Genomic DNA, 405 nt, shown 5'->3' on the forward strand with positions numbered 1-405 from the left:
TTCTCAAGGTTTGGGTCTGCTGCGCAGCCCAACGGGGATAAATCCCCTCGCCACAAGGGTTCTCATTGCCACAGGGGTTCTCATTGCCACAGGGGATCGCATTGCCACAGGGGATCTCATTGCCACGGTACCCATTGAAGGGAGCACTCGGTTTTGAATGGAATGATGATTGTGGCGAGGGGATTCATCCCCGCTCGGCTGCGAAGCAGTCGTAAAACCGGTACACACGATTTGCCTGTAGAAACCGGTTCTCAAGGTTTGGGTCTGCTGCGCAGCCCAACGGGGATAAATCCCCTCGCCACAGAGGTTCCCATTGCCACTGAGGATTCCATTGCCACAGGGGATCCCATTGCCACGGCATCGATCGAAGGGAGCACCCGGTTTTGACTGAGATGATGACTGTGG

The sequence above is a fragment of the Pseudomonas sp. Sample_14 genome, from assembly GCF_004307515.1.
GTDB classification, from domain to species: domain Bacteria; phylum Pseudomonadota; class Gammaproteobacteria; order Pseudomonadales; family Pseudomonadaceae; genus Aquipseudomonas; species Aquipseudomonas atacamensis.